Raw genomic sequence first — 15,728 nt, forward strand, 5'->3', positions numbered from 1 at the left:
ATGGCTCTCACCGTTCAGAACCAGCGTCGCGTCGCCAAGACCGGCGTGATGATCGGCCTGATCCTCGGTGCCGTGTTCGCCGCGGGGCCGGTGCTCTGGATGCTCTCGAGCTCGTTCAAGTCGAACACCCAGATCTTCGAGCTTCCGCCTCGGCTTCTCACCGACACGTTCTCGTTCGACGCGTACATCGCGATCTTCACGAACCCCGAGACGATGCGGTTCTTCCTGAACAGCTACGTCGTCGCGGGCTCCGTCACGATCCTGACGCTCCTCGTCGCGATCCAGGCGGCATACGCGTTCAGCCGCTTCGAGTTTCGGGGCAAGCGCATCCTGAACGTCGTGATCGTCAGCGTGCAGGCCGTGCCGCCGATCACCCTGCTGATCCCGTACTTCGGGCTGATGGTGGCGCTCGGGCTGTACAACTCGTACCTCGGGCTGATCCTGACCTACATGGTGTTCACGCTGCCCTACGCGATCATCATGATGACCGGCTACTTCAACACTCTCCCGAAAGAGCTCGACGAGGCCGTGCGTGTCGACGGTGCAGGATCGATGACCGCCCTGTGGCGCATCCTGGTGCCGATCTCGATCCCCGGCATCGTCTCGGTCGGCATCTACACCTTCATGATCGCGTGGAACGAGTACCTGTTCGCGCTGACGCTCACCCGCACGATCGACATGCGCACGGTGCCCATCGGCATCCAGCTGCTCATGGGCCAGCACTCGTACGAGTGGAACCAGATCATGGCGATGAGCGTGCTCGGATCCATCCCCGTGCTCATCCTCTTCCTCTTCTTCCAGCGGTACTTCATCAGCGGTCTCACGGCGGGGTCCGTGAAGAGCTGACGTCGTGCCGACGGATCAACGACCACCACGAAACAGGAGAATCAAGTGCTCTACACCGGCAAATCCATCCTCGATGTCGCCAATGAGAACAACTTCGCCATCCCGGCGTTCAACATCAGCGACTGGGCGATGTTCAACGGGATCATGGACATCAGTGAAGAGAAGGCCGCTCCGGTCATCATCGCCATCCACCCCGACGAGGTGTCTCACATCACGACCGACCTGATCGCGGCGATGCACTCCCGTGCACACCGTTCGAGCGTGCCCGTCGCGATCCACTGGGACCACGGCGGAAGCTACGAGCAGATCATCACGGCCATCAAGGCGGGTTTCACCTCGGTCATGATCGATGCCTCGCTGCTGCCGTTCGATGAGAACGTCGCGCTGACCCGCAAGGTGGTCGACGCGGCTCACGCGGTGGGCATCCAGGTCGAGGGCGAGCTGGGCACGATCGGTGCGAACGACAGCTACGGCGAGTCCGGCGCGGCGGAGATCATCTACACGAACCCCGCTGACGCGGTGCGCTTCGTCGAGGAGACCGGGGTCGACAGCCTCGCGATCGCGATCGGCACCTCGCACGGCCTCTACCCGAGCGACAAGAACCCCGAGCTGCGTCACGACCTGCTCGAGGAGATCAAGGCCGCGATCGGGATTCCGCTCGTGCTGCACGGCGGATCGTCCAACCCGGACGCCGAGCTGCGTCGCGCGGTCGACCTGGGCATCAACAAGATCAACATCTCGAGCGACATCAAGGTCTCGTACCACAACCGCATGCGCGAGATCCTCGGCACCGATCAGCGTCTGCGCGAGCCCAACGCGATCCAGCCGGCGGCACTCGAAGCCATGAAGGTGACGGCTGCTGAGAAGATCGACCTGTTCGGCGCAGACGGCAAGGCATCGCTGTACTGACGCTGCGGACTCGGGAGGATGATCGGCGACGTGGACAGAACGCTCGTACTCGGACTCGGCGGCACCGTCGACTACGAGCTCATGTGGGACTCATCGGTGTTCGACAGGCTGGCGCTCGCGCACGGCGTGCGGCGCCACGAGCTCACGACCACGGCGCCGATCACCGACGAGCGCTCGCTGCTGGTGGCGGTGCTGGCCTTCGTCGCCTCGGGCACCGGGGCGGAGCGATTCGTCGCCTCGTCCGAGGTGATCGAGGACTTCGTGTCGCACTTCGAGTACGCGATCACGCTCGGCGGCACCGGTGTGCGGGCGGGGCTCGTGCTCGACGCCCTCGGCATTCCGAGCGTGCAGCACCTGGTGAGCATCGACGACAACGTGCGCCGGCTGCTGCCTGAATCGATCTCGTACATCTGCTCGGCGACCGAGGACACCCTCGACCCGCACCTGATCGTGCAGTACCCGGTCGGCGCGCACGTGCGCCTCACCGACGGAGAGGTGCTGTCACCCGCCCCCAACCGGCTGATCTTCGCGAACGACCCGCCGAACCGACGCATGCTGCTCTCGGAGGATCTGCCGACGACTCTGACCGATGCCGGCGTCTTCCTCGTCTCGGGCTTCAACACGATGCAGGATCACGACCTGCTCGAGCAGCGGCTCATCGAGGTGCAGCGGGCGATGTCGAGCCTGCCTGGCGACGCTCTCGTCTACTACGAGGACGCGGGTTTCTACACGCGAGGCTTCGCCGAGACCGTGCGAGCCCGGTTGCTGCCGCAGATCGACGTCTACGGCATGAACGAGGACGAGCTGCAGGAGTACCTCGGTCGGTCCGTGAACCTGCTCGACGAGTCCGACGTCATCCGGGCCCTGCGCGAGGCGCACATGATCATCCCGGCTCGCGCGCTCGTGGTGCACACGCGTTACTGGGCCATCGGCGTCGGACCGGATGCCGCTCGGCACCGTGCTGCTCTCGACAGTGCCGTCGTCGTCGCCGCCACCCGCTATCGCGTCGGTGACGGCGTGACGTCGGACGACGTCGAGAACACGTCGTCGATGCCCAGGCACGGGGGAGGGGAGGCGCTCGTCTCGGCCATCGAGACGGCGCTGCCGGACGCCGTGGGCGTCGCGGCATTCTCGCTCGACGTCCCCACCCCGACCACCGTCGGACTCGGAGACACGTTCGTCGGTGGTTTCCTCGCGGGGGCCGTGCGATCGAAGGAGACCGTATGAATCCCATCCTGCTGCCGTCGAACCGGCCCGCCGAGCGCTTCTACCGAGGTGGTGCACGCATCAGCGCCTTCCGCGGCGATGACGGGGCCGCGGCCCGGGAACCCGAGGACTGGATCGGCTCGACGACCACCGTCAACGGCGAGCCCGAGCTCGGTCTCACCACGCTCCCGGACGGGCGGGTGCTGCGCGATGCGATCGAGCGCGACCCGGTCGCCTGGCTCGGAGACGACCACGTCGCACGGTGGGGTGCGGACACCCGCCTGCTTGTGAAGCTGCTCGATGCCGGGCAGCGGCTGCCCGTGCACGCGCATCCGCACGACGACTTCGCGGCGACGCACCTCGGGCGGGCGCACGGCAAGGCGGAGGCCTGGTACATCCTGCAGGGCGGCACTGTGCACATCGGCCTGCGGCAGGACGTCGAGGCAGCCGATCTGGCCGCGCTCGTCGATCGACAGGACGCGACGACGCTGCTCGGTGTCCTGCATGAGATCGAGGTCGCCGCGGGAGATGTGGTCTGGGTGCCGCCGGGCGAGCTGCACGCGATCGGCGCCGGCGTGCTGTTGCTCGAGCTGCAGCAGCCGGAAGACCTGTCGATCCTGCTCGAGTGGGGAGACTTCGCGATCGACGGCGCGGCGGTGGGCCATCTCGGCCTCGGGTTCGAGCTGGCGCTCGCCGCGGTCACCACGACCGCACGATCGGCCACGGACCTCGACGCGCTGATCACGACCGCCCCCGCATCGGGCTCCGCCCTTCCTGGTGCTGCCGACGAGTACTTCCGCCTCGAACGGATCCCCGTCGACGGCTCCACCGTCATCGGACGCGGCTTCTCGATCGTGATCGTGAACGACGGCGAGGTCGAGATCGGGGCGCAGCGACTCCGCAGCGGCTCGACCCTGCTCGTGCCCCACGCGGCCGGAGCGCTCGCGGCGACAGGTGCGGGTGAACTGCTCGTGGCGCGTCCACCCGCACCCTGACGCCGGAATCGACGCGGATTCTCCCCGGCTAGACTGGAGTCATGCCCGAACCGAAAGTCGCCAGCTTTCCGGCGATCCGTGGTGCGCTGAAGTTCTACCAGATCGCGTCGATCATCACCGGAGTCATGCTGCTCCTGCTGGTCGCCGAGATGGTGCTGAAGTACACGCCGATCCGACTCGAGCTCTTCGCGGGAGGGTCCGGCGGTCTGCTGTGGTTCGCTCCCGTCGTCGAAGGGCCCGAGGGCCTCGAGTCGACCGGTGACGGACTCAACATCTCGCTCTCGATCCTCGTCGCGCACGGTTGGTTCTACGTCGTGTACCTCTTCGCGTGCTTCCGGATGTGGAGCCTGATGCGCTGGCCGTTCCTGCGCTTCATCCTGCTCGCGCTCGGCGGCGTCATCCCGCTGCTGTCGTTCTTCATGGAGGCCATCGTCGCCCGCGACGTCAAGGCCTACCTCGCTTCGAGGGAGGCCGCCTCGGCCCCCGCCCCTGCCACGGAAGGTGTCCGGTGACCGAACAGTCCGAGACCCAGCAGCGCCCCACGCTCGTCGTCGACTTCGGCGCGCAGTACGCGCAGCTGATCGCCCGTCGGGTGCGTGAGGCCGGTGTCTACAGCGAGATCGTGCCGCACACCGCGACGGCCGCCGAGATCGCCGAGAAGAACCCGGTCGCGATCATCCTCTCGGGTGGTCCGTCGTCGGTCTACGAAGAGGGCGCTCCCCGCCTGGACCCCGCGGTCTTCGAGCTCGGGGTGCCCACCCTCGGCATCTGCTACGGCTTCCAGTACATGGCGCAGACCCTCGGCGGCGAGGTCGCGAACACCGGCCTGCGCGAGTACGGCGCGACGGATGCCGTCATCTCGGGGGACGGCGGCACGCTGCTCGGCGGCCAGCCGGCCGAGCAGAACGTCTGGATGAGCCACGGCGACCAGGTCGCCAAGGCCCCCGAGGGCTTCGACGTGCTCGCTACGACCGACGCCACCAAGGTCGCCGCGTTCGCGAACGAGGAGCGCGGCTTCTACGGCGTGCAATGGCACCCCGAGGTCAAGCACTCCGACCACGGACAGCGTGTGATCGAGAACTTCCTGCACAAGGGCGCAGGTCTCGCGTCCGACTGGAACAGCGGCAACGTGATCGCCGAGCAGGTCGAGCGCATCCGCGAGCAGGTGGGTGACGCACGCGTCATCTCGGCGCTGTCCGGCGGCGTCGACTCGGCGGTCTCGACCGCTCTCGTGCACAAGGCGATCGGCGACCAGCTGACCGCGGTCTTCGTCGACCACGGGCTACTCCGCAAGGGCGAGCGCGAGCAGGTCGAGAAGGACTACGTCGAGTCCACCGGTGTGCGTCTGATCACGGTCGACGCGGCAGACGTCTTCCTCGGTCACCTCGCGGGCGTCACCGACCCCGAGGAGAAGCGCAAGATCATCGGTCGCGAGTTCATCCGCGCCTTCGAGAAGGTGCAGCTCGACCTCGTCGCCGAGGCGAAGGCCTCGGGCGGCGCCCCGGTCAAGTTCCTCGTGCAGGGCACGCTGTACCCCGACGTCGTCGAGTCCGGCGGTGGCGCCGGAACCGCGAACATCAAGTCGCACCACAACGTCGGCGGACTCCCCGACGACCTCGACTTCGAGCTCATCGAGCCGCTGCGCGCCCTGTTCAAGGACGAGGTTCGTGCGATCGGCCGCGAACTCGGCATCCCCGAGGCGATCGTCGGCCGTCAGCCCTTCCCCGGGCCGGGTCTTGGCATCCGCATCATCGGCGAGGTCACGCAGGACCGCCTCGAGATCCTCCGTGAGGCCGACGCGATCGCTCGCGAGGAGCTCACCAAGGCAGGACTCGACCAGGACATCTGGCAGTGCCCCGTCGTGCTGCTCGCCGACGTCCGCTCGGTCGGCGTGCAGGGCGACGGCCGCACCTACGGGCATCCGATCGTGCTGCGCCCCGTCTCGAGCGAAGACGCGATGACCGCCGACTGGACGCGTCTGCCCTACGACGTGCTGTCCAAGATCTCGAACCGCATCACCAACGGCGTCCGCGACGTCAACCGCGTGGTGCTCGACGTGACGTCGAAGCCGCCGGGAACCATCGAGTGGGAGTGACGCAGGAGCTCCCGCTCGCATAGGCACTGCGTGGCACTCGGCCGCGCCAGCGGGCGAGTGGGAGTGACTTCACTCTCGCGCCGGTGACATCGAACGGGCACGGACCACAGGGTCTGTGCCCGTTCGGTATTTCGGGCAGGATGAGCCTATGACCAAGGCGCGGACGAAGATCACGGTTATCGGTGCGGGCAGTGTGGGGGTGAGCGTGGCGTATGCGGCGCTGATCCGGGGGAGTGCGGCGGAGGTCGCGCTCTACGACATCGCCACCGACAAGGTGGATGCCGAGGTGCTCGACCTCGCGCACGGCACGCAGTTCACCTCTGCGGCGGTCAGCGGTGGCTCTGACCTCTCGGTCGTCGACGGCAGCGACGTGATAGTCGTGACGGCCGGCGCGAAGCAGCAGCCGGGTCAGACCCGCATGGAGCTCTCCGGCATCAACGCGCGGCTGCTTCAGAAGCTCATGCCGCAGCTCGTCGAACACGCGCCGGATGCGGTGTTCATCATCGTCACCAATCCGGCCGACGTGATGACCATCGTCGCGCAGCGCGTCTCGGGTCTGCCTCCCCACAGGGTGTTCGGATCCGGCACAGTGCTCGACACCTCGCGGCTGCGTTGGCGTCTCGCGCACCGGGCGAACGTGAGCACCGCGAGCGTGCACGCAGACATCGTGGGCGAGCACGGCGACACGGAGTTCCCGCTCTGGTCGAACGCGACGATCGGATCCGTGCCGATCCTCGACTGGCATGCCGATGAGCCGTTTACGACCGAGGAACTCGACCGGATCGCGATCGAGGTGCGTGATGCGGCCTACGCCGTCATCCGGGGCAAGGGAGCCACCAACCTCGCGATCGGCGTCAGCTGCGCCCGCATCGCCGAGGCGGTGCTGCACGACGAGCGTGCGGTGCTTCCGGTCGCGACGGTGCTCGACGGCGAATACGGGCTGCACGGGGTCGCGCTGTCGGTGCCCTCGGTGGTGGGCGCTGCGGGTGCGGCGCCGCTGGCCGAGACGCCGATGAACGAGCGTGAGCTGAGCCTGCTGCAGGCTTCCGCCGACGCGATCCGGGCGGCGATCGACGAGCTCGGCTGACCCCTTCCGAAAGAATTTCGAGAATCTTCGTCGAGCGTGTCGATCCGAGTCTTTCCCGTTCGACGTCTTCAATGAGAGGGTCGAAAGACGGCCCCACCCACCAAGGAGAACACCATGAAGTTCATGCTGATCATGCGCTCGAACGACGAAGCGGTCGAGGCGTACAAGGAGATGCCCTTCGAGCAGGTCATCGAGGCCATGGGCAAGTACAACGAGTCGATGATCAAGGCCGGCGTGCTGCTCGCGGGTGAGGGACTCAGTGACGCCGCGGAGGGCTTCGTGGTCGACTTCAGCGCTGAGAAGCCCCTGATCACCGACGGCCCCTACGGAGAGACGAAGGAGCTCTTCAACGGCTTCTGGATCATCGAGGCGTCGACGCGCGAGGAGGCGGCGGAGTGGGCGAGCCGTGCACCTCTCGGCGCGGGCTCCTTCCTCGAGGTGCGAAGGGTGACCGACGAGTCCGACTTCCCGGCCGACAACGAGTGGATCGAGAAGGAGAAGGGCTGGCGCGAAGAGGAAGAGGCGCGCCGCGCCCAGCAGTGACATGACCGACGGCAGTGAGGCGGCGCGCCCAGCACCCGACACGGGTGCCGCGGAGCGCGCCGTCGCCGCCGTGTGGCGCATCGAGTCCGCGAGGATCGTCGGCACGCTGACGAGGGCGGTCGGTGACTTCGGTCTCGCGGAGGATCTCGCGCAGGAGGCGCTGGTGGATGCGCTGCGGCAGTGGCCGATCGACGGTGTCCCCCGCAACGGCGGAGCGTGGCTCACGGCGGTCGCGAAGCGCAAGGCCGTCGACGGCTGGCGCCGCAGAGAGCGGCTGGACGAGCGCATGGCGGTGCTCGCCCACGACCTGGAGCGTGAGCAGGCCGAGGCCGCGGATGCGCCGCCTTGGGATCGGGATGCCGTCGACGACGACGTGCTCCGGCTGATCTTCATCTCGTGCCACCCGGTGCTGTCGCGGGAGGCGCAGGTCGCTCTGACGCTGCGGGTGGTGGGCGGTCTGTCGAGCGAGGAGATCGCCAGGGCGTTCCTCGTTCCCACAGCGACCGTGCAGCAGCGCATCGTCCGCGCGAAGAAGACCCTCGCCGCAGCGCACGTGCCGTTCGAGATGCCTCCCCGCGACGAGCACACGGTTCGACTGGGTGCGATCCTCGGCGTGCTGTACCTGATCTTCAACGAGGGGCACGCGGCCAGCAGCGGCCCCGACTGGATGCGACCGGAGCTGAGTCTCGAGGCGATCCGGCTGACGCGCGTGCTCGCGGCGCTGATGCCGCGAGAGCGCGATGTGCACAGCCTTCTCGCCCTCATGGAGCTGACGGCCGCCCGTTTTCCGGCCAGGGTCGACGCGCACGGAGAACCCGTGCTGCTCGCCGATCAGGACCGGCGTCGCTGGGATCGAGGGCGCATCGCGCGCGGCCGCGCCGCGTTGGCGGCCGCGGATGCGCGCGGCTCGGGTCGCGGCCCGTACGGTCTGCAGGCGGCGATCGCCGAGTGCCACGCGCTCGCGGCGAGCGTCGACGAGACGGACTGGGACCGCATCGTGGTGCTCTACGAGGCGCTCGGCCGTATCGCGCCGTCGCCCGTGGTCGAACTCAACCGTGCGGCCGCGGTGGCGATGGCGACGGGGCCCGCATCCGCCCTGCAGATCATCGACCGGCTCTCGGCGTCGGGCGCTCTGACCGGCTATCACCTACTGCCGGCGACGCGTGCCGAGATGCTCCTGCGCCTCGGCCGCGACGACGAAGCGCGCAGCGAGTTCGCCGTGGCCGCAGCCCTCGCGGGAAACGACAGGGAACGGGCGCTGCTCGAGGCCAGGGCCGCGGAGCGCTGACGCGCCGGCCGCGGAGCGCTGACGCTCGCCCGCACGAGGAACACCCGTGCACGAAGAACCGCCCCCGTCCGAAGCAGTGCTTCGTGCGGGGGCGGTTCTGTTCACCGCGCGGCGCGCGATGTGGTCAGCTGCGGGCCTTGCTGCCGCGACCGACGATCAGGCCGTAGATCAGCAGCACGATGATCGAGCCGCCGATGGCGAGGAGCCAGGTGCCCAGGTCCCAGAACTCCGTGAGAGGACGGTTCAGGATGAGGCTGCCGAGCCATCCGCCGAGGAATGCGCCGACGACGCCGAGGAGGAGGGTGATGAACCATCCGCCGCCCTGCTTGCCGGGAAGGATCAGCTTCGCGATCGCGCCGGCGATGAGGCCGAGAAGAAGGAATCCGAGAAAGCTCATGTTCAGCTCCTATGTATCGTGAGCCCCGGGGTGCCAGGGCTCGTGTGAACCACTGTGCCCTCCCAGCTGATTATCAGCCAACCCCTTGCGCCTGAGCCTCCGGGTGTGCAAAGAGGCCCGCCTCCGCAAGGAGACGGGCCTCTTCGAGCGACGATGCGTCAGTTGTTGCCGCGGGCGATCGCGATGATCCGCAGGATCTCGACGTAGAGCCAGACGACCGTGACCATGATGCCGAAGGCGCCGAGCCAGCCGTACTTGCGGGGAGCGCCGTTGCGCACGCCCTGCTGGATCTGGTCGAAGTCGAGCACCAGCGAGTACGCGGCCATGATGACGACCAGGACGCCGATGATGAGACCCAGCGGGATGCCGAGGATCTCGACCTTGCTGAGCAGGCCGAAGGCCGCGCCCTCGCCCAGGACGCCGGTCCACGTCAGGACGACGTTGAGGAGCGAGAAGACGAGGTAGCCGATCATGGCGATCATGAAGATCTTGGTGGCCTTCTTCGACGCGCGGATCTTGCCGCTGGCGAAGAGGGCGAGCGTCACGCCGACCACTGAGACCGTGGCGAGTGTGGCCTGGAAGACGATTCCGGGGTAGAGCACCTCGAAGAACGCCGAGATGCCACCGATGAAGAGACCCTCGAACGCGGCGTACGCGAAGATCAGCGCGGGGCGGACCTTCTTGCGCGACGTGAAGGAGATCACCATGGCGAGCACGAAGCCGCCGAGCGCGCCGACGATCCAGGGCAGCATGTTCGGCTGGAACTGGTCGTAGGGGTTCTGCTCGGGTGCGGCGACGCCGCCGAGCGTCACGAACCAGCCGATGGCGGCGGTGACGAGGAGGATGCCGAAGAGTCCGGCGGTCTTCCAGACGGTGTCCTCGACCGACATGCGGTCGGTCTCGATCGCGCCGGCCGGGGGAGCGGCGTACATGCCCTCCAGCTGCGCGTTGGCGGCAGCATCCATCGTGCCGTGCTGGAACGACGCGGCCTGTGCACCCTGAGCGCCCTGCGGCGCACCCGGGTAGGTCGCGACGTTGCGCGGGTCCTGCTGCTGGAACGCCGGATTGTTGAAGGCGAAGTTGCTCATGTGGGCCTCACTCCAAAGTGGGTTGTGGGTCGCTTTCCTCCACGATACCTGGAATGCCGGGCCATCAGGGTGTCCTACGCTGAGAGCGTGCCCAGGAAATCGCCTCTCGTGATCGGGCACCGCGGTGCGCCCGGTTACCGTCCGGAACACAGTCGCTCCTCGTACGAGCTCGCCCTCGCGATGGGGGTGGATGCGGTCGAACCCGACGTCGTCGCGACGAAGGACGGTGTGCTCATCGTCCGTCACGAGAACGAGATCTCGGGCACGACCGATGTCGCAGAGCATCCGGAGTTCGCCGACCGCAAGACGACGAAGCGCGTCGACGGACAGGCGCTGACCGGCTGGTTCACCGAGGACTTCACGTGGGAAGAGCTGACGACTCTGCGCAGTCGTGAGCGCTTGCCCGAGGTGCGGCTCTCGAGCGCGAGCTTCAGCGGCTCGCAGGCCATCCTCCGGCTGACCGACGTGCTCGACATCGTGCGAGACGGCTCGGTCGAGCACGGCCGTGAGATCGGAGTCGTGCTCGAAGTCAAGCACGCGACGTACTTCGCAAGCATCGGGCTCGATCTCGCTCCGCTGATCGAGCGCGACCTGCGCGCGGCCGGTTGGGCCGACGGCGAGCTGCCGCTGATCGTCGAGTGCTTCGAGTCGACGATCCTCGGGCAGCTGAAGGCTCGTGGCATCGCCGCCTCGTACATCTACCTGATCGAGGCGTCCGGTCGTCCCTACGATCTGCTTGTCGCGCAGGGCAAGAGGGCGCTGACCTACAAGGCGACCGTCACGCCGACGGGGCTCGACGGTCTGGTCGGGCAGGTCGACGGAATCAGCGTCAACAAGCGGATGCTGCTCGCGGCAGGCAACACGATCGTCCCCGACGCACACGCCCGAGGGCTCAAGGTCTTCACCTGGACGTGCCGCCCTGAGAACGCCTTCCTCTCCGCGGAGTTCCGCGGCTCCGGGGGCAAGGGCGCATACGGCGACTACGAGGCCGAGTGGGGCGTCATCGCTCGCACGGGCGTCGACGGGGTGTTCGTGGACCACCCGGACCTCGGGGTCGGCTTCTTCCGCCACTGAGTCCGGTTCAGAGCGGGCCGAGCACTTCCGGCACGGCGCGATCCAGGTGCAGTGCGCGCAGCGGCGCCAGGATCTCGCGCTCCTCGAAGCGGAAGTGCGATTCCATGATCGCGCCCACGCCGTCGAGGTGCCGTTCGATCGCCTCGGTGCTCTCGCCTCCCTCGACCGCGGTGCGGAGCGCGCCGAGAAGATGCGCGAGCATCGAGTGATCCTGCATGAGCTTGTCGATCACGTCCCCGAGCTCGGGGTGCTCCTCGCGCAGGGCGGGGAACAGGGCACGGTCCTCGCTCAGATGATGTCCGTCGAGCGCCGAGCAGAATCCGATGCAGAACAGTGCGAGATCAGAGGCGGCGTCCGGGGCGTCGGCGTCGTCGTCGAGCGCTGCCCGCGTGGCCTCCAGAGCCGCGCGGAGGCGGGTGTGCGCCCGGCGGAGCTCGTCGTCCCAGGCGATCAGGCGGTCGGCATCCATCCCGGTCAGTCTAGGTCGGTCGTGCCGATCCGTCAGAGGGTGCGATCGAAGGCACCCTTGCGCGACACGATCTCCTTGCCGAGCGGCATCAGCGACACCGGCACCATCTTGAAGTCGGCGATGCCCATCGGGATGCCGATGATCGTGATGCACAGCGCGAGACCCGAGACGATGTGCCCGATGGCGAGCCACCAGCCCGCGAGGATCACCCAGAGCACGTTGCCGAGGAACGAACCGACGCCCGAGGTGGGCTTGCTGACGATCTCGCGTCCGAACGGCCAGATCGCGTACCGGGCGATGCGGAATGAGGCGATCGCCCAGGGGATCGTCACGATCGGGATGCACAGCAGGATGCCGGCGAGCATGTAGCCGAGGAAGAGGGCGAGCCCGGCGAAGATCAGCCAGATGATGTTGAGGATGGTGCGCACGACACGATCCTCGCACCGACGCCTGTACATCCGCCTTTCGCCGACGTCGGGTGAATGGCCACCGGCCGTTCACCATCCGTGCACCTGCGGGTCTTCGGTCAGCCATGCGGTGTCGGTGATGTGGGGTGATACCCGTCTGATTCCCTCAGGAGCCCCATGTCCCGCCTGCACTCCGCGGCTGCGGTCACGACGGTCTGCGCACTCAGCGCCGCCGCCCTGCTCGCCGTTCCGCTCGCCGCCACCGGCGCCGAATCCGGTATCCGCATCAACGAAGTCGAATCCAGCGGGGGAGTGCCCGGCGACTGGATCGAGTTCGTCAACACGTCGGCCGTCGCCGTCGATCTGAGCGGCTACGTCGTCAAGGACAACGGCGAGGACGAGTCGTACACGTTCCCCGACGGCACGCTCGTCGAGCCTGGCGCCTATGTCGTGATCGACGAGGGGGCTGCAGGCGTCGGCGACTTCACCTTCGGCCTCGGCAAGGAAGACCAGGTGCGTCTGTTCGACCCGAGCGCCGTGCTCGTCGACGAGACATCGTGGGCGGCTCACGCTGCAGCGACCTGGGGTGCCCGCGACGTCGAGGGCACCGTGGAATGGGCGGACACCTCCGAGCCCACGAAGGGCGCGGTCAACGTCTTCGCGGCCGACAACCCTCTGGGCGGCAGCATCGTCATCAACGAGGTCGACTCGCAGCCGGCGGACTGGGTCGAGTTCTACAACGCGGGCGATGCCCCTCTCGACATCTCGGGATACGAGATCCGCGACAACTCCGACGACCACCGTTGGCAGTTCCTGCCGGGAACGGAGATCGCCGCTGGCGAGTTCCTCGTCGTCGCGGAAGCCTCGATCGGGCTCGTCGACGGCATCGAGACCGCGTTCCGCGATCCGATCGGCATCGGCAGCGCCGATCGCATCCGCCTCTTCGACGACACGGGACTCCAGATCGACGACACGCTCCCGTGGAGCGGCCATGCCGCGATCGACGGCGACGTGATCGCCGCGACTCTCGCGCGCTGCCCCGACGGCCAGGGCGCCTTCGTGCTCGCGTATTCGACTCCGGGGGCGGCGAACGCCTGCGTCATGCCCGACGTCGTGATCAACGAGATCGAGTCCAACGGTGACACGACCGACTGGGTCGAGGTCGTCAACACGGGCAGCACCCCGGTCGACCTCTCGGGCTGGACCGTTATGGACGGCGACCCCGTGGGCCATGCAGCAGAGACCACGCCGCTGCCCGCGGGAACGGTGCTCGCGCCCGGCTCGTATCTCGTCTTCGACCAGCCGACCGATTTCGTGTTCGGTCTGGGCAACGGCGATACGGTCACGCTGCGCGATGCGAACCTCAACGTCGTCGACGAGCACGTGTACGCGGCACATGCGGCCGGCGTGCTCGCCCGCTGCGCCGACGGCAGCGGCGACTTCGTCGACATCGGAGTCTCGACCAAGGGGCTGCGCAACGCATGCGGCAATCCGGTGCGCATCAACGAGGTCGAGTCAGACGGCGGATCACCGGGCGACTGGATCGAACTCGTCAACCCGACAGCATCCGCTCTCGACGTCTCGGGCATCGTCGTGAAGGACGACGACGACACCCACTCGTACGTCATCCCGGCAGGGACCTCGATCGCCGCCGGCGGATACCTCGTCATCGAGAGCGCCGACCTCGGCTTCGGCCTCGGCGACGGCGACTCGGTGCGCGTCTTCGACGGTGACCTCCTCATCGACTCCGCCACCTGGGGTGCAGGGCACGCGGCGACCACGTGGGGTCGCTGCCCCGACGTCACCGGCGCCTTCGCCGTCACCGCGGAGAGCACGAAGGGCGCGGCGAACGTCTGCGCCGGCGAGATCGTCGTCTCGCCGTGGCCCGGTTCCGCCGATGTCCGTGTGCTCGACACCCTTCCGACGTTCCTCGAGGACAGCTCCGGTCTCGACGTGCAGGAGACCGCTGACGGCACGTTCCTCTGGGCCGTCGACAACGGCGATGGGCGCATCTGGAAGCTCGAGGCCCACGCCGACGGCTCGTTCACGCAGATCGGCGGCTGGGAATCGGGCAAGCGCGTGCGATTCCAGAGGGATGCCGCGAACCCGGGGGCTGCGGGTCCTGACACCGAGGGCATCACGGTCGACGGCGCGGGCTCGGTCTACGTCGCCTCGGAGCGCGACAACAGCGCGAAGGGCGTGAATCAGAATACGGTGCTGAAGGTCGACCCCGAGGCCGCCGCCGGCGACCTCGTCGCCCAACAGGAGTGGGACCTCACGTCGCTGCTGCCCGCGGTGGGTGCGAACCTCGGCATGGAGGCCGTGCAGTGGGTGCCCGACAGTGCGCTCGACGGTGCGCTCTTCGACATCAACACGGGTGCTGCCTACGACTCGACGGACTACGCCGGTCACGGCGACGGCCTGTTCTTCGTCGCCGTCGAGGACAACGGCCACGTCTACGCCTTCGCGCTCGGCGCCGACGGCACGGCGACGCTGGTGTCGGAGATCGCACCGGGTCTCGCAGGGGTCATGGCGCTCGACTACGACAGCGTCCTCGACGTGCTGTGGGCCGTGTGCGACGACGGTTGCCACGGGCAGTCGGCGCAGATCACGCTGAACGGCACCGCACAGCCCGGGATCGCGCACTTCGCGCGCCCCACGGGCATGCCCGACATCAACAACGAGGGCTTCGCCACCGCTCCCGCCTCGCTGTCGGTCGACGGCCAGCGCCCCGTGTGGTGGTTCGCCGACGGCTTCGCCTCGGAGGCACTGCGAGTCGGGACGCTTCCGGGCGCGACGGAGGAGAACCCGGGTGGGAACCCGGGCGGCACCCCCGGTGCGCAGAACCCTCCGCTTCCCGGCACAGCTCTCACCGATGCCAACCGCAACGGCGTCACGGTGAACCCGGCGGTCGCGGCACGCGGCTCACAGGTGACGGTGACGGCGAGCGGCGACACCGCCGGCGACCGGATCTCAGTGTGGATGTACTCCGACCCCGTGCAGCTGGCCTCGGGCGCGGCATCCGCCTCCGGTGCACTCACGGTGACGATTCCGACGGATGCCGCCCTCGGCGCCCATCGGATCGCGGTCTACTCGGCAGCGGGCGAGCTGATCGGATGGGCGGACATCCGCATCACCGAACTGAGCGGACTCGCCGCGACGGGCGCCGAGGTGCCTGTCGCCGTGATCGCACTGGCGCTGATGCTGATCATCGCCGGTGCGCTGATCGTCCGTCGGCGCCGCGGCACAGTCTGACACCCGCATCCTGACACGACGAAGGGGAGGATGCGCGAGAATCCGCGCATCCTCCCCTTCGTGTGTGCT

Annotated in this window: 15 protein-coding genes; 11 read left to right on the forward strand and 4 right to left on the reverse strand. The window is 67.9% G+C overall.

Annotated features, from left to right (window positions below; genetic code table 11):
• The 9 genes from ASF63_RS00450 (at position 1) to ASF63_RS00490 (ending at position 8,969) form a co-directional block, all read left to right on the forward strand.
• Complete coding sequence (locus ASF63_RS00450; protein WP_056508373.1) at positions 1-846, forward strand: carbohydrate ABC transporter permease; 846 nt, start codon at positions 1-3, stop codon at positions 844-846.
• 45 nt (positions 847-891) lie between these two features.
• A complete protein-coding gene (locus ASF63_RS00455; protein ID WP_056508375.1) occupies positions 892-1,755 on the forward strand; it encodes a ketose-bisphosphate aldolase in 864 nt (287 codons plus the stop codon).
• Between the two features lie 30 nt (positions 1,756-1,785).
• Positions 1,786-2,982 (forward strand): ADP-dependent glucokinase/phosphofructokinase, encoded by a 1,197-nt coding sequence (locus tag ASF63_RS00460; protein WP_157534201.1) that lies wholly within the window; start codon positions 1,786-1,788, stop codon positions 2,980-2,982.
• The gene (locus ASF63_RS00465; protein ID WP_056508380.1) at positions 2,979-3,956 is read left to right on the forward strand and encodes a class I mannose-6-phosphate isomerase; all 978 of its coding nucleotides are present in this window, start codon (positions 2,979-2,981) and stop codon (positions 3,954-3,956) included. The genes ASF63_RS00460 and ASF63_RS00465 overlap by 4 nt, the downstream gene beginning before the upstream one ends.
• A gap of 41 nt (positions 3,957-3,997) precedes the next feature.
• Positions 3,998-4,468, forward strand: a complete 471-nt coding sequence (locus ASF63_RS00470; RefSeq protein WP_042539231.1) for a DUF3817 domain-containing protein — start codon at positions 3,998-4,000, stop codon at positions 4,466-4,468.
• Entirely contained in the window at positions 4,465-6,051 is a 1,587-nt protein-coding gene (gene guaA / locus ASF63_RS00475) for a glutamine-hydrolyzing GMP synthase (protein ID WP_056508382.1), read from the forward strand. Before ASF63_RS00470 ends, guaA begins: the two co-directional genes overlap by 4 nt.
• Positions 6,052-6,199: 148 nt before the next feature.
• Positions 6,200-7,138 carry an L-lactate dehydrogenase gene (locus ASF63_RS00480; RefSeq protein WP_056508384.1) on the forward strand — a complete coding sequence of 313 codons (939 nt, stop codon included), beginning with the start codon at positions 6,200-6,202 and terminating at the stop codon, positions 7,136-7,138.
• Positions 7,139-7,252: 114 nt separating this feature from the next.
• Positions 7,253-7,681 (forward strand): YciI family protein, encoded by a 429-nt coding sequence (locus ASF63_RS00485; RefSeq protein ID WP_056508386.1) that lies wholly within the window; start codon positions 7,253-7,255, stop codon positions 7,679-7,681.
• Between the two features lies 1 nt (position 7,682).
• Positions 7,683-8,969: an RNA polymerase sigma factor gene (locus tag ASF63_RS00490; RefSeq protein WP_056508388.1), complete on the forward strand. Its 1,287-nt coding sequence runs from the start codon at positions 7,683-7,685 to the stop codon at positions 8,967-8,969.
• 124 nt (positions 8,970-9,093) lie between these two features.
• On the opposite strand, the gene ASF63_RS00495 is transcribed toward ASF63_RS00490, so the two are convergent.
• Positions 9,094-9,366 (reverse strand): GlsB/YeaQ/YmgE family stress response membrane protein, encoded by a 273-nt coding sequence (locus ASF63_RS00495; protein WP_056508391.1) that lies wholly within the window; start codon positions 9,364-9,366, stop codon positions 9,094-9,096.
• Positions 9,367-9,524: 158 nt separating this feature from the next.
• The gene (locus tag ASF63_RS00500) at positions 9,525-10,454 is read right to left on the reverse strand and encodes a Bax inhibitor-1/YccA family membrane protein (RefSeq protein ID WP_056309164.1); all 930 of its coding nucleotides are present in this window, start codon (positions 10,452-10,454) and stop codon (positions 9,525-9,527) included.
• A gap of 87 nt (positions 10,455-10,541) precedes the next feature.
• On the opposite strand from ASF63_RS00500, the gene ASF63_RS00505 reads away from it, so the two are divergent.
• The gene (locus tag ASF63_RS00505; protein ID WP_056510069.1) at positions 10,542-11,528 is read left to right on the forward strand and encodes a glycerophosphodiester phosphodiesterase family protein; all 987 of its coding nucleotides are present in this window, start codon (positions 10,542-10,544) and stop codon (positions 11,526-11,528) included.
• A gap of 7 nt (positions 11,529-11,535) precedes the next feature.
• Here ASF63_RS00505 and ASF63_RS00510 read toward each other — a convergent pair whose 3' ends face one another.
• Positions 11,536-11,997 carry a hemerythrin domain-containing protein gene (locus ASF63_RS00510; protein WP_056508393.1) on the reverse strand — a complete coding sequence of 154 codons (462 nt, stop codon included), beginning with the start codon at positions 11,995-11,997 and terminating at the stop codon, positions 11,536-11,538.
• Between the two features lie 32 nt (positions 11,998-12,029).
• A complete protein-coding gene (locus ASF63_RS00515; protein ID WP_056311882.1) occupies positions 12,030-12,425 on the reverse strand; it encodes a YccF domain-containing protein in 396 nt (131 codons plus the stop codon).
• Positions 12,426-12,581: 156 nt separating this feature from the next.
• Here ASF63_RS00515 and ASF63_RS00520 point away from each other — a divergent pair, with 156 nt between their 5' ends.
• Positions 12,582-15,659 (forward strand): lamin tail domain-containing protein, encoded by a 3,078-nt coding sequence (locus ASF63_RS00520; protein ID WP_056508395.1) that lies wholly within the window; start codon positions 12,582-12,584, stop codon positions 15,657-15,659.
• Positions 15,660-15,728 lie beyond the last annotated feature (69 nt).

This window comes from Microbacterium sp. Leaf320 (assembly GCF_001423485.1).
In the GTDB taxonomy this organism is placed as follows: domain Bacteria; phylum Actinomycetota; class Actinomycetes; order Actinomycetales; family Microbacteriaceae; genus Microbacterium.

Excerpts from the sequence above, each read along its gene's own strand:
- ASF63_RS00450 (WP_056508373.1), top strand. The coding sequence starts at position 1 with ATGGCTCTCACCGTTCAGAACCAGCGTCGCGTCGCCAAGACCGGCGTG.
- ASF63_RS00465 (WP_056508380.1), top strand. The coding sequence starts at position 2,979 with ATGAATCCCATCCTGCTGCCGTCGAACCGGCCCGCCGAGCGCTTCTAC.
- ASF63_RS00470 (WP_042539231.1), top strand. The coding sequence starts at position 3,998 with ATGCCCGAACCGAAAGTCGCCAGCTTTCCGGCGATCCGTGGTGCGCTG.
- ASF63_RS00480 (WP_056508384.1), top strand. The coding sequence starts at position 6,200 with ATGACCAAGGCGCGGACGAAGATCACGGTTATCGGTGCGGGCAGTGTG.
- ASF63_RS00485 (WP_056508386.1), top strand. The coding sequence starts at position 7,253 with ATGAAGTTCATGCTGATCATGCGCTCGAACGACGAAGCGGTCGAGGCG.
- ASF63_RS00490 (WP_056508388.1), top strand. The coding sequence starts at position 7,683 with ATGACCGACGGCAGTGAGGCGGCGCGCCCAGCACCCGACACGGGTGCC.
- ASF63_RS00495 (WP_056508391.1), bottom strand. The coding sequence starts at position 9,366 with ATGAGCTTTCTCGGATTCCTTCTTCTCGGCCTCATCGCCGGCGCGATC.
- ASF63_RS00500 (WP_056309164.1), bottom strand. The coding sequence starts at position 10,454 with ATGAGCAACTTCGCCTTCAACAATCCGGCGTTCCAGCAGCAGGACCCG.
- ASF63_RS00510 (WP_056508393.1), bottom strand. The coding sequence starts at position 11,997 with ATGGATGCCGACCGCCTGATCGCCTGGGACGACGAGCTCCGCCGGGCG.
- ASF63_RS00520 (WP_056508395.1), top strand. The coding sequence starts at position 12,582 with ATGTCCCGCCTGCACTCCGCGGCTGCGGTCACGACGGTCTGCGCACTC.